We start from the raw sequence: 24,465 nt of genomic DNA on the forward strand, positions 1-24,465 counted from the left end.
GGATAGGAGCAGGGCTCGCCGTGCTGTAGCGTTGACAGTGAGCGAAGGCCAAGGTGAATCTTAGCTGGGCGCATCCGTGCACAGGAGTCACGCGTGCGGTACCATCTAATTCATTGAAAGCCTCGGTTTAGGCAGTGTTCTCCATTGAACGGTTGAATTTGCAATCGGTAACTCTAAGCTTAACGAAAGGATAGCGGTAGCCAATGGCGTACAGAGTTGGCTTGGTTGGCGTAGAGCAGCACGTGCCGCACGTGATTGCGGGCATTGATGAATCGGATGAGATTGAGCTCGTGGCGGTTGCCCAAGCAGGCGCTCGCGCCGGTGAGCTGGAGAAAAAATACGGCGCGCGAATTTACGACGACCACACGACGATGTTTGCCCGGGAGCAACTCGACGTGGCGGCGGTCTGCCTGATTCCCGTCGAGCAGGGACGGGTCGTGATTGACGCGTTGAATGCGGGACTGCACGTCACGGCCGACAAGCCCTTGATGATCACACAGAAAGAGCTTGACGCCACCGCAGCATTAGTGAAACAGCATCCGGACCGCAAGGTTGGGCAGCTCTTTACACTGCGGGGGACGCCCGGTTACGCGAAGCTGCACGAGATCGTGCGCAGCGGCGCTATTGGCGACGTCGTGCAGAGCTACGGCCTGCGCTCAGCCTTGGAGAAGCGCGAGCAGCGCGCCCCATGGTTCTTCGACGAGCGGCTCTCCGGCGGCCCAATTCCCGATCTGCTCATTCACGACATCGACGCCCTCCGCTGGATTACGGGTCTGGAATACACACACGTGCTGGCACGGGAGTCCAACTTCGCCCGGCCCGACGATCCATACTACCGCAATGCCGGTCAACTCTACTTCCTGCAAGAGCGGAACGCGACCGCCATCATGGAGCACCACCGCCTGGTGAGCCCGGCGTTTGCGGGTATGGACTGTCGTATGAAGGTGGTAGGCACCGATGGGCAGGTGGAGATTACGGCCAAGGGCGAGGTGATTCTCTACAATAGCGACCATGCGGGGCAGGTGACAGATTTGCCCAGCGCGCAAAACGTATTCGCCGATTTCGCGATTAAGGCCTGCTCCGGTCATGAGCCACTGGTGGACACCGCGAGCGCGTTGCAGTCCATGCAGGTGGCGCTCACTGCCAAGGCGGCGGCAGAGGCGGACGCGTTGGTAGCGATCCCACAAATCTAGTCTCTTGCTCTCTTTCCAAATGCCGGGGTAGTGGAAATTCATCAATGACGGGCTCTGGGAGCCAAGCAGTGGGTTAGGATGGCCTTCGACAGGCTCAGGCCGAACGGAGGACAGGCTCAGGCCGAACGGCGGATAAGCTCTCACTGTTTTGAAAGGAGAGTCTCTGCACAGTGGTGGGTTGGCCTTCGACAGGCTCAGGCCGAACGGTAGAGTAGGTTCTGGTGTGGGCGGGCCTAAAGGCTCAGGCCGAACGGTAGAGTAGGTTCTGGTGTGGGCGGGCCTAAAGGCTCAGGCCGAACGGTAGAGTAGGTTCTGGTGTGGGCGGGCCTAAAGGCTCAGGCCGAACGGTGAGCGGCTTTTCCTTTCATGGCGAGATTTGGCTCTCTCCGTCTGTGGTGAGCATGCCATTCCTAAGCACTTCGACAAGCTCAGTACAGGCCTGTCGAAGCATCGAACCAGGAGTGACAATACAGGGCGCTTAGGCTTGCGCATGAGCCGGTTGCGCTAAGAATGCGATTTCACAGGCCTTGAAGTCCGTGTCTCTTATCGCATAACTGTGTATAATCCAATAAATCAACTTGGAAAGGAGCGTTTCATGGCTATCAAGAGTCCTGCGGACGTGAGTCTGGCCATCCAGGGAGGTACGCCGGTGCGGGGGTCGGATAACCCGCTGCTGCAAGTCTTTCCTCGCTATGTGCCGGAGAGCGCCTACGACAACGTGCGCGCGGTGTTGGACGGCGGCGTTTCCAGCAACATGATCAGCCGCTTCGAGGAGGCGTTTGCCGAGGCCACCGGCACGAAATACTGCGTTTCCATTGCGAATTGCACGGCCGCGCTCCACTCCCTCTATGCTGGCTTGGACGCCGGCCCGGGCGACGAAATCGTCGTCAGCCCCATCACCGACTTCGGCACAATCGCCGGCATCATTGCCCAGGGGGCAATCCCAATCTTCCCCGACGTGGACATACGCACGGGCAACGTAACGGCGGAGACCATCGCGAAGGTGCTGTCGCCGCGCACGGCAGTCATCGTTGCCGTTCACTTCTACGGTCTGCTCTGCCCAATGGAAGAGATTGTGGCGCTGGGGAAGAGCAAGAACATCACCGTCGTAGAAGATGTCTGCCAAGCGCCGCTGGCGAATTATTCAGGACAGAACGTGAAGGGAAAAGCAGGTTCGCTGGGCGACGTCGGCGGCTTTTCATTTGATGCGGAAAAGCACTTAACGGCGGACCATGGCGGGGCTGTTACCACGGACAGCGAGGAAGTCGCCGATCGTGTGCGGAGCTTTGCGCTCACGCGCGGCGCCGTTTCGCACCCGAACTACGGTCGCAAGCACGAATCGTTCGGCCTGAACTATCGCTTCGGTCAGTTCCAGGCGGGACTGGCGTTGGCCGAGCTTGGGGTGCTCGAGGAGCAGAACGAGCGGCGGCGGCAGGGAGCTGCCCACCTAAACTCTCTCATTGATGAGATTGACGGTCTTACGCCGCCATTCACTCCTCCAGGAAGCGACCATATTCACTGGCTCTACCACGTGCGTCTCGATCTCGATCAGTTCCGGTGCTCTATCTGGGAGTTTTCGGAAGCGCTTTTGGCTGAAGGCCTCACGCCGGGCGCCGGCCCCGCGCCGTACTATCTCGTGCCCGATAGCCATGTCTTCATGCAAGCCAAGGCGCACGTGGCCGGCAGGTCCGGCTGGCCGTGGGACCATCCGATGAACGAATTTGCCAAAGACATCGAATACAGCGCCGACATGTGCCCCCAGGCCAAGGAGCACGTGGACACCACCGTCCGCTGGACGTGGACCGATAAGCACTCCACCGAGGACATCGAGGACATGGCGACGATGTTCGCAAAGGTGGCGGATTACTATCGGGTATAGGTCGGGAGACTCGTATCGGATCCTCAGCAAATTCCATCACAGTGACTGTGAGTGGGGACCTTGCCGGAAGGATCAGTGACATCGTAAGAAAAGAGCGCAGGCCCTTGGGCCTGCGCTCTGTCTCATGCGCCACGGTGTACCGATTGCTTGCCCCATTTCTACTACCACTCAGAGCTACGGCAATCCGTGCACCTCATCAAGGGTTTCGCCATAGTGAGCGACACCCAATTCCTCGCAGTCACCGACCCACTGACCCTCTTCTTGGAAGAACCGCAACGTAAGCATCACATAGCTCTCCGCCACTGTGCGCCTCCCTTCCGCCGGGCGCGCTCCGCTCGCTCCGTCTCGTGTCTCTTGTAGCATTTTGCTTGATATTTGATACCCAATGCGGGACCCGTATTCAATGCTAGCCAAGCGGTAATTCACAATGTTTCCGACTAGCACGGGCCTCAATGCATTTCCGGGTTTCGGACATCACTTTCCAGTTGGTACAGCACTGCGTTTGACCCATCGGCAAGGATCAAATCGCGGCGCACGGCGTAGCGCACTCTGCCGCTCATTCTCAATTCCAGAGAATACGCCGTCTCTTTCTCTTCGGGGTACGTACAACGAAGTGCAATCACTACCCTCTTGACAGTGAGGGCAAGGATCTCTGGGATGCGCTTAGTCAAGTATTCTCTCATGAGAGACGGTAAGGATTCCTGAGCGGCTTGCAGGTTATAGACTTGCCCTTAGGGGGTGTACGCAAAGCCCATGAAAACCATTCGTGCTGAGGGCTGCGCGAAGTCCCTGTGGAAGCATGAACTGCCCTTCAACAAGCTCAGGGCGAACGTTACTCGTGTAGACAACACCTTTAAAAAAACCCTCTTAGAGTATCCAGTGGTCGGGTGGCATGTATTGCGGGACACTCAATGTCGTAGGTGCGGCGGCCACAGCCGCTTTTGCAATTGTAGCAGTTGCTCGTCAAGACAGTAAAGACCATGAGAATTACGCATGGCTTTGCCGTCTCGGCATCCGGTTGTCGGTGCGGATCAGTTCCTCCATGAGGCGCGCCTTGAGCTCTTGCTTCAGGCTTTCGACTGAGGGGTCGTGCCACAGGTTTTGCAGTTGGCCGGGGTCGTTGTGCGTATCGAAGAGTTCACCGTACTCCTGTTCGCCGTCATCGCCCACGTAGACGGTGAGTTGATGCGTGTCAGTGACCAGGGAGCGCAGGCGCAGCCCGATATAGTCCTCGTCGTTCTCGATGACGATGGCGTCCTGCACGGATTCCGCCCCTCCCGTAAGCAGCGGCGCGAGCGACTTCCCTGGCAAGGGTGACATCTGCCGCTCCGCTTCCGGCTGGGGCACACCTTTCATAAACGGCGGACCATATTCCGGCGCTTCCACTCCCGCGAGGTCGAGTAGCGTGGTTGGAATATCCAAGTGCGACACGAGGCTCCGGGATACTTGACCCGCCGGGAACCGCGCTGGCCAGCGCCAGATCGAGGGGATATTCAGCATGCCGTCGAAGTGGAAGGGCCCTTTATTCAGCAGCCAGTGGTCGCCCAGCAGGTCGCCGTGATCGGCGGTAAAGACGACGACGGTGTTATCTGCAAGACCTAGTTCTTCGAGAGAGTCCATTATTCGTCCGACCTGCTCGTCAATGAACGACACCATGCCAAAGGTGATGGCCATGATCTCGCGCATGTGCTCGTCCGGCATCTTGGTGGCGAATCGCCGGCCGGACGTCCATTGGTCGGTCTCGTACATGAGGCGCATGTGCGGCGGCAGGTCGTCGAGTTCATTGTCTCGCCGCGTAGGCACGGGGATTGAATCACGGTCGTACATGGAGAACCAGGGATCCGGCGCGGCATAGGGATGGTGCGGATCGGGGAACGAGGCCCACAGCATGAAGGGCTGCTCGCGCGCGGCGGCATCCTGCAGATACGCAATGCTGCGGTCGGCGATCCAGGTGTTGTAATGGTATTCCGGCGGCACGTTGATGCGGTAGGACTGCTCGGCACCGCTGGCAGCAGGCGTTGAGGCCTGGCGGTTCCAATGTGGAAGGACGTCCGGATGTTCGCGTTCCAGCCACAGGTAGTGATTGTCGAAATTGCCGGGCCCGTGGCCGATGGTCAACTCCGTGCTCGCGAAACCGTAGTAGGGCGTGGGCAGCGACGAGACTTTGCGGTTGCGCCACATCCAGCGGGTCTCGGGAAAATCGAGGGGGTCCAGGGTCTCCGGGTCCACGCCGATGGGTTCGCCGGCCACGCGCACGTGGATCTTGCCAATGCTGTGGGTGCGGTAGCCAACGTCCGCGAGCGTGCCGGTGACGGTGGGAAAGGCGGGATCCAGGTCAATGCCGTTGGTGCGCACGTTGTGCCCGCGGGGAGTCAGGCCGGTGAGCAACGTGGAGCGCGAGGGCATGCAAAGCGGGTTATTGACATAAGCGCGAGTGAGGAGCGCGCCGCCGGCCGCGAGGCGATCGAGATTGGGGGTCTGCAGGGGCGTGTCGCCTCGCCAGTCGCGCCAGGCGCAGCGCATGTTGTCGCCGCGCATCTGGTCGGTGAGGATGATGAGAAAGTTCGGTTGGTCGCTCATGGAGGTGCTCCTTTACTTATTGGATTGCAACAAATCTTGCTTGGGAGCCAACGGGGGCCTTATTTTTCGAATTCAGGCCCTTGGGTCTTCTGGGAACTGCCTTCGTAATGAGTATATACCTCTTGGCGCCACCCACGGCACACTGCTGTCATGTGGGTTCTTGGGTATCTTTAGCCGCTAACTGACTGCAACCAGGGGGAGGCCCGGATTGGATTCAGTCATTGCTGTAGATGTCAGGTAATTCGTTGACAGATTTGAGAACAAGAGCAACCTTTCGCAGTGTTGGACATGACTAGTACACATGTCATTCCGAACGAAGCGCAGCGAAGAGAGGAATCTAAGATGTTGAGCCTATTGGGCGACACGTTGCATGGGCCCTAGATTCCGCGAACCCTGTTCGACGCTCCGCTCGGATTGACATGCGCCGTCAACTCCTCAGAATGGAAAGCGGATTCTATCAACGATTTGCTCAACACTTACAGGAATGACATGTACGTTCGACACAGTCCAGTGAGTTGAGGGTTCTGTCAACGAATTACTCAACACGTACAATTCCCGCGCAAGTTCGCCTCTGCGTGTGGCACGGAATCCAACTACTCTTTAGCGCAAGCTTTGCGGCCCTGTTGTCTCGTGCTTGAGAACCCCTGGATTCCGGCTTTTGCCGGAATGACGGTTCAAGCTTCTCTATTCACTCTTGAGTGGGATGCTTTTTGCATGTACGCGGCATTGAAGCGCTTGCACCCTGAGAATATAATTGCCCTAATACACTTCCCGGGCGTGGAATGCCAGCCAACCTACATCTCGCCGCGATTTGGCTGCGCCACGACCTTACCTAATGGAGCGAATTCCCCCATGAATACCGCGCGTCGCGCCAGGCTTGCCTTCATCGGTTGTGGCTCCTTTGCCACGGCCTCGATCTTTCCTCAGATTCAGCTTATTCCCGAGATCGACCTCGTTGCCGTCTGCGACCTCGACGAAGAAAAAGCGCAGCGCAATGCCCGCAACTTTGGCGCGCGCCGGGTTTACACTGATATGGAAAAGATGCTCGATACCGAAGAGTTGGACGGCGTATTCACCATCGGCCCGGCGCCGCAGCAGTACCGGCTTGCGCCGGTGGGGCTCAAGCGTGGTCTGCCGGTGTACGTGGAGAAGCCGTCGGCCAATACCTCGGCGGAGGCCAAGGAACTGGCTGAATTGGCCGAGGCGAACGGCACATGGGGCCAGGTGGGCTTCATGAAGCGCTTCGCCGACGTCTATCGGATTGCCAAGGAAGTCATTGCCCGTCCCGAATTTGGCGGCCTGCACGTGCTCAAGGTCAAGTTCGGCCAGGGGAAGTATCCGCAGATTTGGGGTATTGACTCCGCCAAGCGAGCGTTTCTCATCGGCCAGTGCGTGCATATCCTTGACCTGGTGCGCTTCTTTGGCGGCGACGTGCGCGCCGTGAACGCGCTCTACTATGAGGTCGGCCCGCAAAACTTCTCCTATCTCATCAACCTGGAGTTCGTGAACGGCACGGTCGGCCACATGGACATCAATACGCTCGATTCCAAGGTGGGGACTCGCGACATCATCGAGACGCTGGAACTCATCGGCATGGAGACCCACGTGGTGTGTGAGGATATGATGAAGGTCAAGTACCAGCCCCAAGAGGCGTGGTCGGCAGAAGCGCCGCGCCTCGGCCGGTACAACTTCACTCTGGAACCCTCGTGGACCGGCCTTTCGATCAGCAAGCGCAACTTCGGCTACACCGGCGAGGTGGAGCACTTCGCCCGCCGCTGCCTGGGATTGGAAACCAGCGGCCCCGACCTCTGGGATAGCTACAAGGCACTCACGTTCGGGGAAGCGGTGTATAAGAGCTCCCACGGCGGCGGCCGGGTGCTGGTGGAACAGTAGCGGCCATCGAGAACCTTGCGTAACTCCGTCATTCCGGCGCAAGCCGGAATCCAGAGCGCCTTTATAGCTAGAGATAGCATGATGTTAAGTCGTTTCACGCCCATCCCAACCTTCCCCCTCAAAGGTGAAGGGTTATGCAAAGGTCCCTGGGGAAGAGGGTTTGGGTGAAGACGAGCGGGGCGGTGGTGGGAGCGCCGCCGGAGGACAACAGTTGAGCAAGTAGTTGATTGACCAATCCCGTTGAATGATTCCGATCGAGGCCCTCTCCCGGGGGAGAGGGTTTGGGTGAGGGCGAGCGGGGCGGCGGGGAGAGCGCCGCCGGAGGACAACAGTGGAGCAAATAGCTGATTGACCAACCCCGTTGAATGACTCCAATCGAGGCCCTCTCCCAGGGGGAGAGGGTTAGGGTGAGGGCGACCGATTGCAATTGCTGCCATGTCCGGGCAAATGCGAGGGACAGCCCGGCATTGATACGCTTGCAGCCTGGGAATATAATTGCCGTAATACTCTTGACGGTGCAATGAGGCTGCTCTCGAAATGTTCTCCCCAGTGCGCTTGCACCGTGCCCCCCATCGCAAGGAGCGAATCCCCCCATGAGTACCGAGCGCCGAGCCAGACTTGCCTTCATCGGTTGTGGTTCATTTGCCACGGCCTCGATCTTTCCTCAGATTCAACTTATTCCCGAGATTGACCTCGTTGCCGTCTGCGACATCGACGAAGAAAAGGCCCAGCGCAACGCTCGCAACTTTGGGGCGCGGCGTGTTTACACCGACATGGACAAAATGCTCGATACTGAAGAGTTGGATGGTGTCTTCACCATCGGTCCGGCGCCGCAGCAGTATCAGCTGGCGCCGGTGGTGCTCAAGCGCGGCCTGCCGGTTTACACGGAGAAGCCGTCGGCCAATACTTCGGCTGAGGCCAAGGAACTGGCCGAACTCGCAGAGGCGAATAACACGTGGGGCCAGGTGGGCTTCATGAAGCGCTTCGCCGACGTGTACACCATCGCCAAGGAGATTGTGGCGCGGCCGGAGTTTGGCGGTCTGCACGTGCTCAAGGTCAAGTTCGGGCAGGGCAAGTATCCGCAGATTTGGGGTATTGACTCCGCCAAGCGCGCGTTTCTCATCGGCCAGTGCGTGCACATCTTCGACTTGGTGCGCTTCTTTGGCGGGGACGTGCGCGCCGTGAACGCCCTCTACTACGAGGTGGGACCGCAGAATTTCTCGTATCTCATCAATCTGGAGTTTGTGAACGGCACCGTCGGCCAGATGGATATTAATACCCTCGATTCTAAGGTAGCTTTCCGTGACATCATCGAGACGCTGGAGCTGATTGGGTTTGAGAATCACGTAGTGTGCGAAGACATGATGAAGGTCACGTACCAGCCCCGCGAGGAGTGGACGCAAGAAGCGCCGGGCTTCGGCCGCTATAACTACACGCTCGATCCCTCCTGGACCGGCCTAGGGCGCAGCCAGATAAACTACGGCTACACCGGCGAGGTGCGCCACTTCGCGCGCCGTTGCCTGGGCCTGGAAACCAGCGGCCCCGACCTCTGGGATAGCTACAAGTCCCTCACGTTCGGCGAAGCAGTGTATGAAAGCTCCCACGGCGGCGGCCGGGTGCTGGTGGAGCAGTAGGCGCTGCTGCTGAACGGAGAGTTGGAGCACGCAAGTATCGTCGGGGCACCGCAATACTTGAGAGACTTGCGCAGCAATCAGAGTAGCTCGGTTCCGTTCCGCCCAAAGTGCGGGGAAAAGCCCCAATCTTGGCGCATTGATCCAGCGTCCAAGCCGTTCGCCCTGAGCCAGGTCGAAATTGGAGACAAGCCCCCGCCCCGTTCGCCCTGAGCTTGTCGAAGGGTCGAAGGGTGAACGGCTCGCGCATGGATTGGACGGCTTTGGGCCTTCTACGCTCCGTTTGTGCTTCGACAGGCTCAGCACGAACGGAGAAAATTGAATCCGTCCGCTCTTACGTGACAGCATTGGGGACAAGCCCCTGCCCCGTTCGACCTGAGCAAGGGCGAACGGGGCAGGGGCAGGCTGGTCGGCTCTGAGCCTGCTACGCTCCGTGCCACCCAGCTCTTGGGTCAAGAGGCGGAAAACGAATCGGGCGTCGGCGGCTCCGGTAGCGCAGGTTCGCACGCGCCGTGCGCGCAACTTGCGTTCCGTCTCGCGAAAAAGAGTGTATAATCACCGGTGATGAGTCTGATATTGGTTGTACTTAGGAGAGTCTTTGAGAAGGAGTGAGCCTAATGGCTACTGCGCAGTTGGTGACTTTAGCGCCGGAGCAGAAGCAGTTTTTCGATGACAACGGCTATCTGGTGATGGAGGGGTTGTACGACGCCGCTGAGATGGAGGAGATGCGGGCGGAGTTTCACGACCTCATTACGAATACCGATGGCCGGCCCAAGGCCATGAGATACACCTTCATGGAGCAGGCGGAGGGGTATCCCATCGACCCCTATAACCCCAAGAACGTACAGGGCATCATGGACCAGCCGTTGGCGAGCGATTACTGGTTCAACAACGTTACCGACCCCCGCATAGTGAACGTCTTCATCGACCTCTTCGGCCCGGACATCGACTTTCACAATGGCAAGGTGCGCAACAATCCGCCGGGCTTCACGAATGAACAGGGCTGGCACCAGGACTGGCCGTACGAGCTTCACAGCAAGTCGGACCTGGCGGCGGCCATCATCTACCTGGACGCCAACGACGTAGACCAAGGCGCGACTACGGTGCTGCCCGGCAGCCACCTGATGGGCGAGTGGGAGACGTCACACGGCCATACCGTAGCCGACGAGAAGGTGGCGGACTACGAGCCCGTGCCGATGCTTGCCAAGCCCGGCGACGTGCTCTTCATCCACGTGATGGTGCTGCACACCGCGGGCAACAACTACAGCAACACCTCGCGCCATAAGGTCATCAACGAATACAAGTCCAAAGAAGCCATCGACCAGTGGGGCAACCGCTGCGCCTACGCTGGAATGCCCGTAGCCCGCAACGGCCAGGTGTGCATCCCGCAACTCTAGAGGCGAGCGCCATAATCTACGGCGCTTCGTCTCGCCACAGTAAAGATTAAGGCTAGAGAAGCATTCTCCTAGCCCGCGTCAGCATGTCGAATTGCGATCTCGCGCGGAAATGCGCATTTGCAGGTTATTCAAGGCTACCTAGATGCGCGCGGCTTGCCGCCCGGGGGTTTGCGCGAGGACCTAACAATCGGCGGCCTCTCCTTGGGGCCAGTGCCGCGCTTGACAGGGATACGTGCCTTAGCATTCATCTTGGCAGGCCGGTCTTTTGGCGATCCTCCTTCTCGGAAAGAGCCTTCCTTGCCGCCTCTATCGCTATCTGCCATCATATCCTCCCATTGCACACGCTTTAGGGCCGCGACCTCATAATATCATGGAATGTCATTGCTACCCAGCCCTCGGCAGTTTGCGTCCCCGGCGAGAATTTGGAATTGTAGAAATAGGTGTATATGCTGACCGCTTCTACATCTTTGGATACAAGGAATTCAAAGGTCTCCGGGTGTCTCTCACCTGGCTCCACGACTACCTCACACTTTGGAAAGACAATGAGCCCAAGCAAGTCATCGTATCGTCTGAAGAGCCTCTGCGCAAGCCCGTGGTATGGGAACAGAGGAGGAAACGATACGCGCCCGGCCACTATCATTTGGGTGGCTTCGACGACTGGGGAGGCTTAGGATTGATCGGTCCCGGCGGTCTATTCGAAACGGTCTTTGGTGGCCTCTTCTTAGGCCCACCGCCTTTTTGTCCGACGTTATCTTTTCGAACCTTAGAACTTGCCGGCACTGAAACCCTCCTTAAAACCACCGCTCATTGACCGCGGTCATCTATGTCGTGGATCGCGGTTGCGCCCCACCCTTGGGGAACTTGCGGCACTCTCGAATTGTAGAAGTACGTGTATATGATAACTGATTGGACTCCCTGTGAGACTATGAATTCGCATGTTTCTTGGTGTGATTCGCCCGGTTCCACGATGAGCACGTCTTTGTCCCATGTGCGCGGAACTTCATCCAGCGTGGGCCATTGAATGCTCTCGTATTCTTCCTCCTCAAGTGCCTGGCTGTACTGGGCATAGAGGGCCTCCGCGTCCTCGTCCGACACCGGGCTTATTTGCTGCAACAAGAAGAACGCTTCGCGGAACTCCATCTTGACCCTTGAGCCGTTATGCAAGGTTGCCATGACCGCGACGTGCACATAGCTATCGCCAATGAACCTATGGGATACGCTGTTCACAATCGTCAGGTGCGGCTCGGATTCGCGGAATGCCTGCCACTTGTAGGCGGCGAAGATCCCACCCAGGATCACTGCCAACGCCGTCACCCCCGCCTGCATGCCCCACAGCACGTCCTTCACGCGCGTCGCGTCAGGCGCGAAATGATACGCTGTCAGGAAAACAAGGCACAGCCCGACCACGACCGCGAGGACTGTGACAATGAGGCCGACGTTCAGCTTGCCCATGCGTATCCCGTTTCCCGCGCCTTAGTCCTGCGGTGTTTAATAAAACAATAGTGCTTTAACCACACATCGGACATTGTATAGTAGCGACTGGACTGTAGCACAGTACTGCACTACTCAGGCAGGGCAATGGCGCGATTGCCCTTTGGCTGCGAGTATTTTGGAACATATAGTCAAATCATGCTCAACACAAACTTGCCAGTGTCGCTATTGGATCTGCATTGATGACCAAGTAGGTATCATTGCCAGGGTAGCACCATGCAATCGCTGACAATCGACAGCATCGCAAAATTGGAGGAAGCCGGGCACAGGCTTTTTCAACTTCTGGATGAAGGAGACGCATCGGGAGCTTTGGAGTTTGCAAAGTCCTTGCGAGCAGACCCAGGTCAAGAGTTGCCAGTTGAACACTTTCTCGGCTGTGCTTACGTTGAGGTCGGCGGTCAGCTCAAGAGTGTCGACTTGGTAGATAAGGGTGTTCGAATCCTAAGTGAATTGGACCCTAAGCGTTCGGCGACGATTTCTTACAACCTAGCCAATGCTAAATCGCAACTTTGGAAAATTGCTGTGAACCAAAACGGCCTTAGCACTGCATGGCTGGAGATGCGTTGTCAACTTCGCGATTCTCGAAAATTATATGAGTCTGTTGCCAATGACGACAACGCAGATATCGAGCAACGCCTGAAAGCCTTTACAGATTGGGGTAACTCCTACGACAATCAGGGCCGGTATCTTGACGCCCTTGATTGCTACGACCAGGCACTTAGGCTCGACCCATCGTATGGCATGGCCCTCGGCAACCGAGGCATGGCTCTTTTCTTTGCCGCGCCGCTAATGGGAGAGCACCAATCACACATATTGCTTGAAGCAGCCACCAACCTTGACGCAGCTATAGAGAATGAGAAAAGTGTCTTGAACTCCGGCGGAAGGCAAGCACTTGAAGTGTTCGAGAAGTGTCGTGCCTACATATCAACACCTTCAGGTACGCCTTTGAAACCGAAAAATAATCGTCAAACGCTCAGTGACAGTCATCTCAATTGGTGTCTGAACAACAGGTTCTTTCTGCACATCTCACCCGATTGTATTCGCGAAGATTCAGATGTGCTTGATCCACTCTCCTTTAGAGAGATTAGCTTTAGTTTAAAGGAGCCAAGAATTTCCCCCGATGGAGAGCCTCTCAAAGCCGCCAAGGAAATTCTTGGTGCTTTCAATGCAATCAAGCAGGATTACATTACTGCTCGGTATCTCACTTGGCTTACGAGCGAGATTCCAATACCGTTTCAAGATCACGTACAGTCCATCACAAAGCGTGCCTTTTTCTGGGATACGCTGGATTATGCAAGCTGGGGCGTCGAGCCGGGAATTGCTACGATCGCACTGAAAGCTGCAGTGGACGTTTTGGACAAAGTCGCAGTCTTCGTTCACCTATACTTGCGTTCCAACCGCAATGTGCGCAGCGTGAATTTTGCCACTCTTCCCTATAAGAACAATAAAGGGACAGAACTTGAGCCTGCCCTTGCGAACGCGCTAAGGACTCCGGCTGGGAATTGGAACTCGGGACTTATCGCTCTAATTGACCTTAGTTCTGAATTAGAAGAAAAGTCACAATCCCACTTGAGAAAGTTCCTTCAGTATCGGCACGCTGCAACTCACCGCTTCTTTGTCATTCACTCTGAGGGAGCACCTGTTTCATCCGAATGGAGCGAACACGTCAGTTGGTCTGACGCCACTAAGGATTTGCTTTGCTTGCTCAAAGTGGCACGCCGTGCGGTCTTGTACTTGACGCAAATGATTCACTTGCATGAGGCCGACATTAAACCCCGATGTTCCGGTACATCTTATCCAATGACCATTCCATTCCCCGCCTACAGATCGGAATTGGATTTGATTGATATCGATTGAAAACCAGTACAAGGCTTACTTTGCAGGGGCATGTTGCCAGGAGGGAACTTGCTAACTGCTCCATCGCTGTCTAGCAAAACCAGAATCGCTAATGCGATTGTGCGGTATGAGTTCACTCGTGCCCCGAACCCGTGCCCTGCCACACAGATTTACGGTACAGATCTGGCGACGGATGACAGGATACCTAGGGCTGCACTGGCACCTACACAGACTACTCTTGTTTCAACAATTCTCTCACGGCATCCTCTACGGCTTTGCCTTCGGGGGAAGTGCGGAGCCATTTGCGGAGTTCGCGGCGGGCGATGATGACGGTGAGGGGGCGGGGGCTGCCGCGCTTGGTTGCGCGGCTGGGATTTGAGCGTTGGGCGCGGAGGGCGGCGAGTTGTTGGGCCGCGCCGATGGCGGCGGCTTCACCCGCGTCGGCGATGGCGGCGTGCAGCGGGTCGGCGGGGTCGAATTCTGGGATGGGCAGCTTCCAGAGGTGCTTCTGCAAATCGCGAGCACCGAATTGGCCCTTGGACATTAGGGGTTTTACTGCTTCATACAGCGTCTCGCTGTTGATAATCGCGAGCAGGTAATAGGCTTCCCAATAGTCTTTGCAGGTAGTCCAGAAGAGCTTGTAATCAACGATGATGGCATCGTCCTCGATGATCGCTGCCGTTGGCTGACCGTAACCCGCGTACACCAAGCGGACGGGCCTCTTTCCCGGGTCTTGCTGCCACGCCAGTTGCGCAGAAAGTTCGCGGTGATAGTCTAGCCTTCCAAGTAGACTTAGCTTATTGACCGGTCTCTTGTTTTTCTCCCACAAGTTGCTGACTGTCTGCCAGCGCTCACGCATTCTCCATCCCAACGCGCCAACGTTGATACTGTCCCTATTTTCACTATCAATAGGCAACTGAGAGTCACCTTGTCTCAGCGGCAGAACTGCCTTAAGTGGATCAAGCGTCGCGTAAGGGACTACAGTCTCACCCAAGTGGACGTGATAGACGTGCTGCCTCTCAATGCTCTGGCCGGTGATGGCGGCAAGATCCAGGCTGCGCCACGGTTGCTTATCCTGGGTTCCCCGTCTAGGATTCACGGTCACCGTCTGACCAGCCTGAATGATTGCGAGATTTTCAGTTTCTTCCACGAAGGACAGGCAGCGTGGAACGATTGCTGCCCCTTGACGGGAGTGGCTAGCATAGGGCGATATAATCTTGACCGATGTGGAGTTTATGATCGTGCGAGTTCCTCTATCGGGATTCTCCCCGGGTTTCCCTTGCCAGCGCTCCACCTCACCAACGAGAGGCACAGCCTGCAAGTCATCGTCGGTAGCGTCGAGCCGCCGCGCGAATACCACGGACGCAGGCATCGGGAAGAACGTATTGGGATCCAGTCCCTCTAAGTCCCAAGCCCTTTTGTGGTTGAACGCCACCAACAAGGTGAAGTCGGCGGAACGGTTACGGCCTCTGCCCTGTGGTTTGGAATGCCAATCGCCGGTGCGCCACTTGGCATGTTGGCCCGCCTGCAACGCGCTATGGGGTAGCACCATTCCGATGACGCCGCCGACTCTTAGGTAGAGGTCAACACAGCGGGCGAAGAACAAGCTGGATATGTCTTGGTGGTTGGCATGCCTGCCACCGACCCAAATTCCGTAGCGGTCTTTGCTCTGTTGTTCCAATTCTGAGCGCAGGATACGCGCTGTATTGCGGTAGATGAGCCACGGTGGGTTGCCGATGATTACGTCCACCTTTTCGCGGCTGAGGACGACCGGGCGCACGAGATTGCGGGTGTAGTAGGCCCAGATGTGGTCGCGGCCGGCGGCGTGGAGGCGCTGCATGACGGCGATGGTCTGCTGCAGGGTCTCGCGCTCGTAGGCGTCGGTGATGGCGTGGTCGTCCAGGGCCACGTGGGGATCGGCGCCCCGCTCGATGGCGTCGGCCACGTCGCTCAGCAGCGGATCAAACGTATCGGCGCGGGCTACCAGAGACGTGGGAAATATCAAGGTCGTGTTCTCCTCATCCTCCACCTCGATGCGCACCTCGTTCGCGGCAATCATGTCGCCGGTATGGAAGCGCAGTTGCAGCGCGTCGCCGAGGTAGACCGGCACGGAGATGGGGTTGGCGTAGCCGGCTTGGACGGCGGCTACGATGGCCGGCCGCGCTGCCAGCGTCCAGGCCGCGCGGGCCAGGTGCACGGCCACCGGATGTACGTCAATGCCCGTCACCGCCACCCGCAGATTCTCTATAACTGCTCGGGGAGTTAGCTTGGCGTGGTGAGCCGCCTCCAGGAAATGCACGACCGCTGCCACAAGGAAGGTGCCGGAACCGCAGGCGGGGTCGAGCACCCGTTGGCTGAGGGGGTCAGAGACGAGTTCGGACACCATGGCGCGAGCGAGCCAGTCCGGGGTGTAGTATTCTCCAAGCTGGCGGCGCTCATCCGGCGGAATCACGGTCTCGTAGAGGATCGCGCCCACGTCGGCGGGAGCGTTGCTCCAGACGAAGCGCGCCACGCGGCGGGCGAGGGTCTTGACCAATGAAGACCCGCCTTCCACCTCGACGGGCCAGGCGAAGAAGTCCGATTCGACGATGCCGTGCAAGCCGGTAGCGTTGTGAAAGCGGCGGCCGTTCAGCAGGGCGGACGGCTCGCTTTCCGCGACCTCGGCAATGTCGATGCCAAACGACGCCTGCACCACCATGCCGATGGTCATGCTCAGGTACGTGTGGCGGACGAACAGATCGTCCATCTGATCCCGCCCACGGGCAATTTCACCCAGGGACGCCATGAGCAGGTTGTGCCACAGCCGCCGCTTGACCGCGACGGTCTCGCTGTTGGCCGTGGACTGGTAGAGTTGCCGCAGGGTATCGATGTCACGTTGGTAGAGGAGGCTGTCCGGCCCGAAACGCGCCTTGATGCTCTGGCGGTCGGGTTGTGTCTGCGGCGTGGCGGCGAGGGCCTCGTCCCGCAGCCACTTGTAGAGATCAGCGCCGCTGTCAGGTGATTCGAGAATGAAGGCGTACGGGCGCGCAGTTCTGACCGCCCCCGCGCCGGGCCAACGCAATAGCCAGTGCTTGCCGTCCGTCAGGATACCCATACGCACGCCCCTGCCCTCGGTGGCAGATTGCGCAAGGTAGTCGTCGAGTTGCTGCACGTAGTCGGGATTGGGCGTGATGCCGCTCGGCCCGATACGGCGCTTGAACTCGATAAAGGTATCGAGCGCGCGCAGATCAACCGCCTGGCGGGAGCTTTGCGAAGGCGGGTTCTCTTCTTGGACGTCTTCCGTGCGCACGAGCCCGGAATTGATCAGAAAGTCACGCACGGCGCTGGTGATATTCGCCTCTTGCTCGCGGTTGTCGTGCCGCCGCAAGATGTCGGCGGCGAGGTCGCTGAACTGCGCGGAATCTGTTTCTACAGCCATAGAATTTTTCAGCCTTGGAAGGGAACAACCACTTGTGGCGACCATGAATATGTACTACTCTATCCCACGCGCGGCGTAGGGTCGAGGTAGAGGACACGCTGGCGCTCACGCCCACGTTTTCTGATGACCGACCCTTAGTCTTCTATTACATCCGCTCACGCAGAGCAACCCTGGTCGGCGCAGGTTGCAAACCTACGCTACCGATTGGGCCCGTGTGACGCAGAGCAACCCTGGTCGGCGCAGGTTGCAAACCTACGCTACCGATTGGGCCCGTGTCACGCAGGGCAACCGCCAATTGGCTTGGGCAAGTCCGCTTTGGCTCACGGACTACGTTGGCTGACGTGGCTGTGGGCTGACGAAATGGGCGGCGCGGTTTATGCTGGAGGAAGGTAGTGGTACCCGCTCAACTGGGTTAGGCGCGCAGGTCAAGTCGAGATTTATGGACAGGCTACGCTCTAGATTAAGCTCCCCTTCTGCGACGGATGTTTGGCTTCGCATGGGGATTGGACAGTGTTTGGTCGCGCTTGCGCTCGCAGTTCTCATCATCCTGTGCGCGCCTTTCGCGCCGGCGCAGGCGTCGGATGCCACTCCCCAGGAACAAGCCATAGCCAGACTCAACGAGTTGCGCGCGCATGCCAAGTCGCCTCCTGTGCAGGCTGACGCCAGTTTGCAGCAGGCGGCGGAATCCCAAGCGGCGTATTATGCCGAGAATGGTTTTACCGGGCACCACCAGGATCCCACCGGCGCCGGTTTCACGGGCGCGACGCCGACAGACCGCATCAGGGCCGCCGGTTTCACGGGAAGGTGCACCGGCGAGTCAGCCTCCTCGATTAGTGACGATCCGGTAGCGGCAGTGGACGCATTAGTGAATAGCGTCTATCACCGCACGATCATGCTGCACCCGGCGTTGACTTTTGTAGGCTATGGCCAGAGCGTGGGAGGGAGCGTGTTCAACTTTGGTGGTTGCCTCGACGACTCGCCGGACGTTGATCGACTGTACGTCTATCCCGGCGATGGGCAAGCGGACGTGCCGACGAGCTTCTTGCCGATGACGGAACGTCCAAACCCGCTGCCGGACACCGAGGGATTTGTCGGCAGTCCCATAAGTGTCGGTGTATCGCCTTGGTTGCAAGAGTCCCTGAAGATTACGAGTCTGCACATCGTCGACCAAGCAGGCGTATCATTGGCCTACCGCCGGGTTGACGACGATAGCTGGGCGTACTTCATGACCGAGCTTCCGCTTGGCGCCGGACAGACCTTCACCGTGAGCATCGCCGGGAATGCCGAGGACAGCGACGTGGGTACGTTTGCGCGCACGTGGTCGTTTTCTACGCAGTCGGCCTTCTTGCCGTATGTACTTGAGTTGCGCTTTGTGCAGGGCACGCCGCATCTTGTAACGGAATACGAAGCTGGTGATTTCGCTTGCTTCAGCCAGACGACAGGACAGACGCCCACGCTGGCCGGAGAAGTGGTCACGTTGCCTTGCTATGACGTCGTTGATGGCTCGAAGTCGTATGGCGCAGTGCCGTTTCTGGCGGAGTTCCGGCGCATTGGGGGAGTTGCGGCTCTGGGCTATCCGCTCACACGTGCCATTACCTATGAGGGCAGGCCTACGCAGTTCTTTCAGAAGGGTGTACTGCAGTGGCAACCGGCAACCCGCTCCTTTGTCTATCTCAATGTTTTCGACCAGCTTAGCGCGAAGGGCTTCGATCCGGTGCTGGCGGCCCGGTATCTAATCCCGCCGCCGGATGACACGTCCGCGGACGATGGGCTCAATTGGGACCAGGTGGCGGGCCGGCACATAGCCATCTTGTATCAAGCTCCTGCCATCGCCAGGTATGTTCAGAACACTCCCAATTGGCTCGACCGGTTCGGATTGCCAATGAGTATCCAGGACTACGGCAACGTAGTGGTGGTCCGCGCGCAACGGGCGGCCTTTCAGTGGTGGCGGGTCGATACAACTTTCGCCGCAGCGGGAGACGTAACGATTGTGAATAGTGGTGAAATCGCCAAGGCGCTGGGCGCGTTCGTGCGGTAGACTTGGCGTATTCGGCAGTTTGTAGCCATTCCCGCCCGTTAGGTACACTGAGTATAGGAATCCTTGTTGAACCTGGCGGCAGAAGAGACACTCCGCGCATGCTAATTGACTTCCATTCTCACACTTTTCTCAGTGATGGTGTCCTTTCACCTGCGGAGCTTGTGCAGCGCGCAGTTGCCGCCGGGTACCATGCGATAGCCATAACCGATCATGTGGGGTACGCAAACTACCAATACGTGTGTGAAGCCCTGCTGCGGGAGTGTGAGGTCATTAATCGGGAGATGCCCATCACGGCGCTGGCGGGAGTTGAGATCACCCATGTCGCGCCGCGGGCGCTCGGTGCGTTGGCGGAGCGCTGCAAGGCGGCAGGCGCGCAGGTGGTTGCGGTGCACGGCGAAACGATCTCGGAACCCGTACCGGCGGGCACAAACGCCGCGGCGGCGGAATGTGCGGCGGTAGATGTCTTGGCGCATCCCGGACTGTTGACTGTTGAAGAAGCCCGGGTAGGCCGGGAGCGCGGATTGGTCTACGAACTCTCGGCGCGCAAAGGGCACAGCGCCGCCAACGGACGGGTGGCGCGAGTCTGCCAAGAGGTCGGCGCCACCATGATCGTGAATAGTGACGCTCACGCGCCCGGGGACTTGCTCACCGAAGACCTGGTGGCAAAAGTTATCCTCGGAGCGGGTCTGGATCCTACTCATTTGGAAACCATTCGGCAGGAGAACCCGTCGGCATTGCTGAAGCGCTGCGGGAATTCTGTCTCATAGACGCAAGGGGAACTATGGCGAAAGAGAGCAAGACAGTAGCGAAGAAGCGGAAGGCGTCGGAAGAAGCCTCGGGGGAGACCGCCACGGCCAACGGAGACGGGCCGAAGAGGAAGAAGACGCGCTCCGCAGACCGCCGCGACAGTGACATTGACTTGATGGATGCGATGCTCCATCCGGTGGAGCTACCGGTACTGGCTATCCGCGATCAGGTGGTTTTCCCAGGGATGACGGTGCCGCTCATTGTCGCGCGCGAGCGTTCGCTGGACGCCGTTAGCAATGCGCTCGACGGCGACCGCAAGCTCTTTGTGGTGACGCAGCGTGACCCAAACATCGAAGAGGTCAATCCTGAAGACTTCTACTTCGTCGGCGTAGAGGTCACCATACGGCGTACGCTCAAGATGCCGGATGGCAGCGTAAGCATCTTGGTGGAGGGACAACGCCGACTGACGATCACCCACTTTCTCCAATTAGACCCACATATTCGCGTGCAGGCTATTGTCGTTGAGCCGCCGCCTGCGGAAGGCGAAGAGTTTAAGGCACAGATGCAGGCGATGCTCGCGCTCTTCAAGGAAGCGGTAGACCTAAGCAAGGACCTTCCGGACGAAGCGTACGTGCAGGCGATCAACACCCACGATGCCGGCGCTTTGGCAGACTTGATCGTCTATACAATCGATCTGAGTACGCCGGTGCAGCAAGAGTTGTTGGAGGAACTTGACGTACCTACACGCGTGGAAAAAGTGATCGCGCACTTACGGCGCGAATTGGAAATCCTCGCATTGCAGCGCAAGTTCGACGAGGATGCCGCGCCCACATCCACAGACGCCGAAGAACACGAGCGGTTTCTGCGTGAACAGCTCAAGCTCATTCATAAGGAGTTGGGAGAGACCGATCAGGTCAGCAGCGATATCGCCGACTTGCGGGAACGAGTGGAGGAGACACCGCTGCCGGAGGACGTGAAGGAAAAGGCGTACAAGGAGCTTGACCGGCTGGAAGCGATGCCCACCGCCAGCCCGGAAGTAAGCGTTATCCAAACCTATCTGGACTGGCTGCTGGCCTTGCCCTGGGGAGAACCAAGCCAAGATGACTTGGATATTGAGCACGCAGGAAAGGTCCTGAACGCAAACCATTACGGCCTTCCCAAAGTAAAGGAACGCATCCTCGAATACATTGCGGTGCGCAAGCTCGCCCCCGACATGCGGACGCCGATTTTGTGCTTCGTGGGGCCGCCGGGAGTAGGCAAGACCTCGCTTGGCCTCTCAATTGCGCAGGCGCTCGGCCGGAAGTTCGTGCGCATTTCTCTGGGCGGAATTCGCGATGAAGCGGAGATCCGCGGCCATCGGCGAACTTACGTGGGAGCGTTGCCGGGCCGCATTTTGCAGGCCATGCGCCAGGTAGGTACGGTAAATCCGGTTTTCATGCTGGATGAGATCGAGAAGATGGGCGCAGACTTTCGGGGAGACCCATCCGCGGCCTTGCTCGAGGTGCTCGACCCGGAGCAGAACTATGCGTTCTCCGACCACTACCTTGAGGTGCCCTACGATCTTTCCAACGTTATTTTTATAACCACGGGCAACACCGTAGATACGTTGGCGGTCGCGTTGCGCGACCGCATGGAAGTAATCGAACTCCCCGGCTATACGGAAGAAGACAAGCTGCCAATTGCTACGCGGTATATCGTACCGAAACAGCGGGCCGAACACGGCTTGAAGAAGAGCAACGTGCGGTTTACTGAAGGCGCTCTGCGCGGTATGGTGCGCCAATACACGCGTGAGGCGGGAGTGCGCAATTTGGAGCGGCAGGTGGCGACGGTCTGCCGTAAGGTGGCGCGCAAGCACGCGGAAGGCGACGATACGACAGTATCGGTAAGCATCCGGAATTTAAACTCGTACCTTGGCGCGCCGCAGTTCTTCTACGGTATGGCGGAAGAGGACGATCAGGTCGGCACGGCAACCGGTCTCGTGTGGACGGAATTTGGCGGTGACATCATCGCCGTGGAAGTAACCCTGGTGCCGGGGAAGGGCAAACTCATCCTTACCGGCAAACTGGGAGAGGTGATGAAAGAATCCGGGCGCGCGGCGCTGAGCTATGCCCGCGTGCACGCGAAGCGGCTGCACTTGCAGGACTACGATTGGGAGAAGACGGACGTCCATATCCACGTGCCTGCGGGCGGCGTACCGAAAGAAGGCCCCAGCGCCGGCATAACGCTCACCACGGCATTGATTTCGGCGCTCACCGAGCGGGCGGTGCGGCGCGACGTAGCCATGACCGGCGAGATGACGTTGCGCGGCCGCGTGCTGCCAATCGGGGGCTTGAAAGAAAAAGTCCTCGCCGCGCACCGCGCCGGTATCCGCACGATTGTCTTGCCCAAAGAGAACACGAAAGACCTGGTGGACGTTCCGGAGCACGTCCGCGACGATATCACCTTTCATCCGGTAGAAAACGTAAACGAAGTCCTGGGCATTGCCCTCCACCCCAGGAAGAAACGGGTCAAGGCTACCGCGTAGAGAGTTGCCTCTCCAAGGCGCACCCAGAGTAATGTGCGCTGCGAGAATACAAGGGAGTACTCGGGGAAACCTCTTAATTTGCGCAGGTGGGATTTCACCCGCCCGCTGCTCTGTAGTTTAGTAGCGCAGGCTTAAATCCTGCGTAGCTCACGCGCGTTGCACGTTTCGCTGCAAGCGCCAATTGCTCCTACGCCAAATAGAGGGTTAGGGACACCACAGCCTCTTGCCCGTGATTCGTGGTCTCTTCGAATCCGGACTTTGCCGGAATGACGAAAAACGCCGCCTCCTTGAGCAACACGCGGCTCACACTGCGTGTCGCCCCTGCCACGGTAAACTAGTGTTTCACACGTGATGCAGCAGCGTGTTTGTCACGCGTTTGAAAACGTGAATCGCCCGTTGCGCGCCAAGGTGTTTGCCCGCAGTGCCGTTATTGATCTCATAGAATGCATGCGGTACGCCGAGGCGCTTGGCAAATTGGTAGCAGAGCGTGTTGGGTTGGTGGATACTCGCCCGCTCGTGGGTGGAAGGCCCGTCGGTCTCCAGGCGCATGGTGTCGCAGACGGCGGCATAGAGCCTACGTTGCTCAGGATCGCTAAATAGGGTACGGTCTTCTACCTCATACCAGCCATCGTAGGGAAATTCGCTATTAAGCCGCCAACCGGTAAAGCAGTGGAAATTCATCCAGAGCGCGGGCCTTTCCGTGTCTACCCAATTCCAGAGTAAGCGGCTTTCGTGGGCTTCCGGCAGGTCGGCAGCGGGGTGATCGCCAAATGCCTGGTACATGTCGAAGCCTTCGGCATTGAACGCATTGCGGCCGAGCACGTTGCCGTCCGGGTTTACCGTGGGCACTATGAACACATCAAGTTCACGGCGCAGCGCCTCTGCATCCGGCAATGCCGAAGAGATGAAATCGGCAATGCCCAGCACCCCCCAAACACCGGCGTGTTCATGCGGATGCTGGCCGGCCACGCAGAAGAGTTTCGGCTTGCCCGGCGTGCCCGCGCGTAGTCCCAATATCTCTCGGCCCTGCACTGACGTGCCTACGGAGAAGAGCGCGCAGCGGTCGGCGCGCTCCGCCGCGAACTGGCGCAGGCTCTCGGCAATTTCGCTGTAGGGAGCCACGTACGTCATTGCCACACGCACGTGCTGGTCTTGCTCCACGGGCACGGTGAAAGTAATGTGACCCTCGATGCTTGCGGGCGGCGTACCCGGCAAGGGTCGATAGCGATGGAAGTCCACCGGCTTGAACCAGATTGTTGTTGGGAAGAGCGTGCGATATCCGGTGGGCTTCTCGAACTTTGCATCTTCCCACAGCTCGATAGTTACGTCAGTCGCCGGTCCATCATTGATCACGTCGAAGCAAAAGTACCCGCAGTAGCCGCTCTGCTTGTCGCCATCTACCTGCAGGCGAAAGTGGTCTGGTGCCAGTTGTTCGATTGCTTTCCCATTGCCACATTCGAAATCGCTGGTGATCCTGATCATGTAACACTCCTTTGCTTGGCTTACTCCATTGCGCTCGCTTTTGCTGCCTTAGGGAGACCTCCGAATCGAGTACGGGCAGGCGCGCGCTTTCCAGTCTAATGCGTATCTCTGCCAACAGTTGGCATCGAGTTGGATCAGCGCCGCTCTCCCCTCACCCCGGCCCTCTCCCCCAGGAGACCTTTGCGCAACTCAAGCGGAAGCGAGAGAGTTCCCTCTCCCTCGACGGGAGAGGGTGTATAGACCTGACACATAGTTTACAGGTGTACGAGGACATACTTTACACATGAGTTGGTATTTCTACACGGGGCAGAGGTCCGCGCAGGTTCAGCTCTGCTATGTGGTGGGTCATGAACCAC

The 24,465-nt window shown here is 58.2% G+C and carries 14 protein-coding genes; 9 read left to right on the top strand and 5 right to left on the bottom strand.

The window, feature by feature from the left end; genetic code table 11:
- The first annotated feature begins 203 nt into the window (after positions 1-203).
- The gene (locus tag OXE05_05340; GenBank protein ID MCY4436742.1) at positions 204-1,193 is read left to right on the top strand and encodes a Gfo/Idh/MocA family oxidoreductase; all 990 of its coding nucleotides are present in this window, start codon (positions 204-206) and stop codon (positions 1,191-1,193) included.
- A gap of 595 nt (positions 1,194-1,788) precedes the next feature.
- Complete coding sequence (locus OXE05_05345; GenBank protein MCY4436743.1) at positions 1,789-3,072, top strand: DegT/DnrJ/EryC1/StrS family aminotransferase; 1,284 nt, start codon at positions 1,789-1,791, stop codon at positions 3,070-3,072.
- A gap of 174 nt (positions 3,073-3,246) precedes the next feature.
- Here the strand turns inward: OXE05_05345 and OXE05_05350 are convergent, their stop codons facing one another.
- Positions 3,247-3,375: a hypothetical protein gene (locus OXE05_05350; protein ID MCY4436744.1), complete on the bottom strand. Its 129-nt coding sequence runs from the start codon at positions 3,373-3,375 to the stop codon at positions 3,247-3,249.
- A gap of 684 nt (positions 3,376-4,059) precedes the next feature.
- Complete coding sequence (locus tag OXE05_05355; protein ID MCY4436745.1) at positions 4,060-5,652, bottom strand: sulfatase-like hydrolase/transferase; 1,593 nt, start codon at positions 5,650-5,652, stop codon at positions 4,060-4,062.
- A gap of 852 nt (positions 5,653-6,504) precedes the next feature.
- Between OXE05_05355 and OXE05_05360 the strand changes: the two genes are divergently transcribed.
- From OXE05_05360 to OXE05_05370, 3 genes are all read left to right on the top strand, one after another.
- Complete coding sequence (locus tag OXE05_05360; GenBank protein ID MCY4436746.1) at positions 6,505-7,545, top strand: Gfo/Idh/MocA family oxidoreductase; 1,041 nt, start codon at positions 6,505-6,507, stop codon at positions 7,543-7,545.
- A 593-nt stretch (positions 7,546-8,138) separates the two neighbouring features.
- The gene (locus tag OXE05_05365) at positions 8,139-9,179 is read left to right on the top strand and encodes a Gfo/Idh/MocA family oxidoreductase (GenBank protein MCY4436747.1); all 1,041 of its coding nucleotides are present in this window, start codon (positions 8,139-8,141) and stop codon (positions 9,177-9,179) included.
- Between the two features lie 614 nt (positions 9,180-9,793).
- A complete protein-coding gene (locus OXE05_05370) occupies positions 9,794-10,573 on the top strand; it encodes a phytanoyl-CoA dioxygenase family protein (GenBank protein ID MCY4436748.1) in 780 nt (259 codons plus the stop codon).
- An 804-nt stretch (positions 10,574-11,377) separates the two neighbouring features.
- Here OXE05_05370 and OXE05_05375 read toward each other — a convergent pair.
- Positions 11,378-12,025 (bottom strand): hypothetical protein, encoded by a 648-nt coding sequence (locus OXE05_05375; GenBank protein MCY4436749.1) that lies wholly within the window; start codon positions 12,023-12,025, stop codon positions 11,378-11,380.
- Positions 12,026-12,280: 255 nt separating this feature from the next.
- On the opposite strand from OXE05_05375, the gene OXE05_05380 reads away from it, so the two are divergent.
- Positions 12,281-13,921 carry an LA2681 family HEPN domain-containing protein gene (locus tag OXE05_05380; GenBank protein MCY4436750.1) on the top strand — a complete coding sequence of 547 codons (1,641 nt, stop codon included), beginning with the start codon at positions 12,281-12,283 and terminating at the stop codon, positions 13,919-13,921.
- 211 nt (positions 13,922-14,132) lie between these two features.
- On the opposite strand, the gene OXE05_05385 is transcribed toward OXE05_05380, so the two are convergent.
- A complete protein-coding gene (locus OXE05_05385) occupies positions 14,133-17,318 on the bottom strand; it encodes an N-6 DNA methylase (protein ID MCY4436751.1) in 3,186 nt (1,061 codons plus the stop codon).
- Between the two features lie 496 nt (positions 17,319-17,814).
- Here OXE05_05385 and OXE05_05390 point away from each other — a divergent pair, with 496 nt between their 5' ends.
- From OXE05_05390 to lon, 3 genes are all read left to right on the top strand, one after another.
- Complete coding sequence (locus tag OXE05_05390; protein ID MCY4436752.1) at positions 17,815-19,356, top strand: CAP domain-containing protein; 1,542 nt, start codon at positions 17,815-17,817, stop codon at positions 19,354-19,356.
- 98 nt (positions 19,357-19,454) lie between these two features.
- A complete protein-coding gene (locus tag OXE05_05395) occupies positions 19,455-20,123 on the top strand; it encodes a histidinol phosphate phosphatase domain-containing protein (protein MCY4436753.1) in 669 nt (222 codons plus the stop codon).
- 14 nt (positions 20,124-20,137) lie between these two features.
- Positions 20,138-22,627, top strand: a complete 2,490-nt coding sequence (gene lon, locus OXE05_05400) for an endopeptidase La (protein MCY4436754.1) — start codon at positions 20,138-20,140, stop codon at positions 22,625-22,627.
- Positions 22,628-22,969: 342 nt separating this feature from the next.
- Here the strand turns inward: lon and OXE05_05405 are convergent, their stop codons facing one another.
- Complete coding sequence (locus OXE05_05405; protein ID MCY4436755.1) at positions 22,970-24,109, bottom strand: M14 family zinc carboxypeptidase; 1,140 nt, start codon at positions 24,107-24,109, stop codon at positions 22,970-22,972.
- Between the last annotated feature and the right edge of the window lie 356 nt (positions 24,110-24,465).

It is taken from the genome of Chloroflexota bacterium (assembly GCA_026710945.1).
Classification (GTDB): Bacteria; Chloroflexota; UBA11872; order VXOZ01; family VXOZ01; genus VXOZ01.

Coding starts and splice junctions, on each gene's coding strand:
- OXE05_05340 (MCY4436742.1), top strand. CDS start 204: ATGGCGTACAGAGTTGGCTTGGTTGGCGTAGAGCAGCACGTGCCGCAC.
- OXE05_05345 (MCY4436743.1), top strand. CDS start 1,789: ATGGCTATCAAGAGTCCTGCGGACGTGAGTCTGGCCATCCAGGGAGGT.
- OXE05_05355 (MCY4436745.1), bottom strand. CDS start 5,652: ATGAGCGACCAACCGAACTTTCTCATCATCCTCACCGACCAGATGCGC.
- OXE05_05360 (MCY4436746.1), top strand. CDS start 6,505: ATGAATACCGCGCGTCGCGCCAGGCTTGCCTTCATCGGTTGTGGCTCC.
- OXE05_05365 (MCY4436747.1), top strand. CDS start 8,139: ATGAGTACCGAGCGCCGAGCCAGACTTGCCTTCATCGGTTGTGGTTCA.
- OXE05_05370 (MCY4436748.1), top strand. CDS start 9,794: ATGGCTACTGCGCAGTTGGTGACTTTAGCGCCGGAGCAGAAGCAGTTT.
- OXE05_05375 (MCY4436749.1), bottom strand. CDS start 12,025: ATGGGCAAGCTGAACGTCGGCCTCATTGTCACAGTCCTCGCGGTCGTG.
- OXE05_05380 (MCY4436750.1), top strand. CDS start 12,281: ATGCAATCGCTGACAATCGACAGCATCGCAAAATTGGAGGAAGCCGGG.
- OXE05_05385 (MCY4436751.1), bottom strand. CDS start 17,318: ATGGCTGTAGAAACAGATTCCGCGCAGTTCAGCGACCTCGCCGCCGAC.
- OXE05_05390 (MCY4436752.1), top strand. CDS start 17,815: ATGGGGATTGGACAGTGTTTGGTCGCGCTTGCGCTCGCAGTTCTCATC.
- OXE05_05395 (MCY4436753.1), top strand. CDS start 19,455: ATGCTAATTGACTTCCATTCTCACACTTTTCTCAGTGATGGTGTCCTT.
- lon (MCY4436754.1), top strand. CDS start 20,138: ATGGCGAAAGAGAGCAAGACAGTAGCGAAGAAGCGGAAGGCGTCGGAA.
- OXE05_05405 (MCY4436755.1), bottom strand. CDS start 24,109: ATGATCAGGATCACCAGCGATTTCGAATGTGGCAATGGGAAAGCAATC.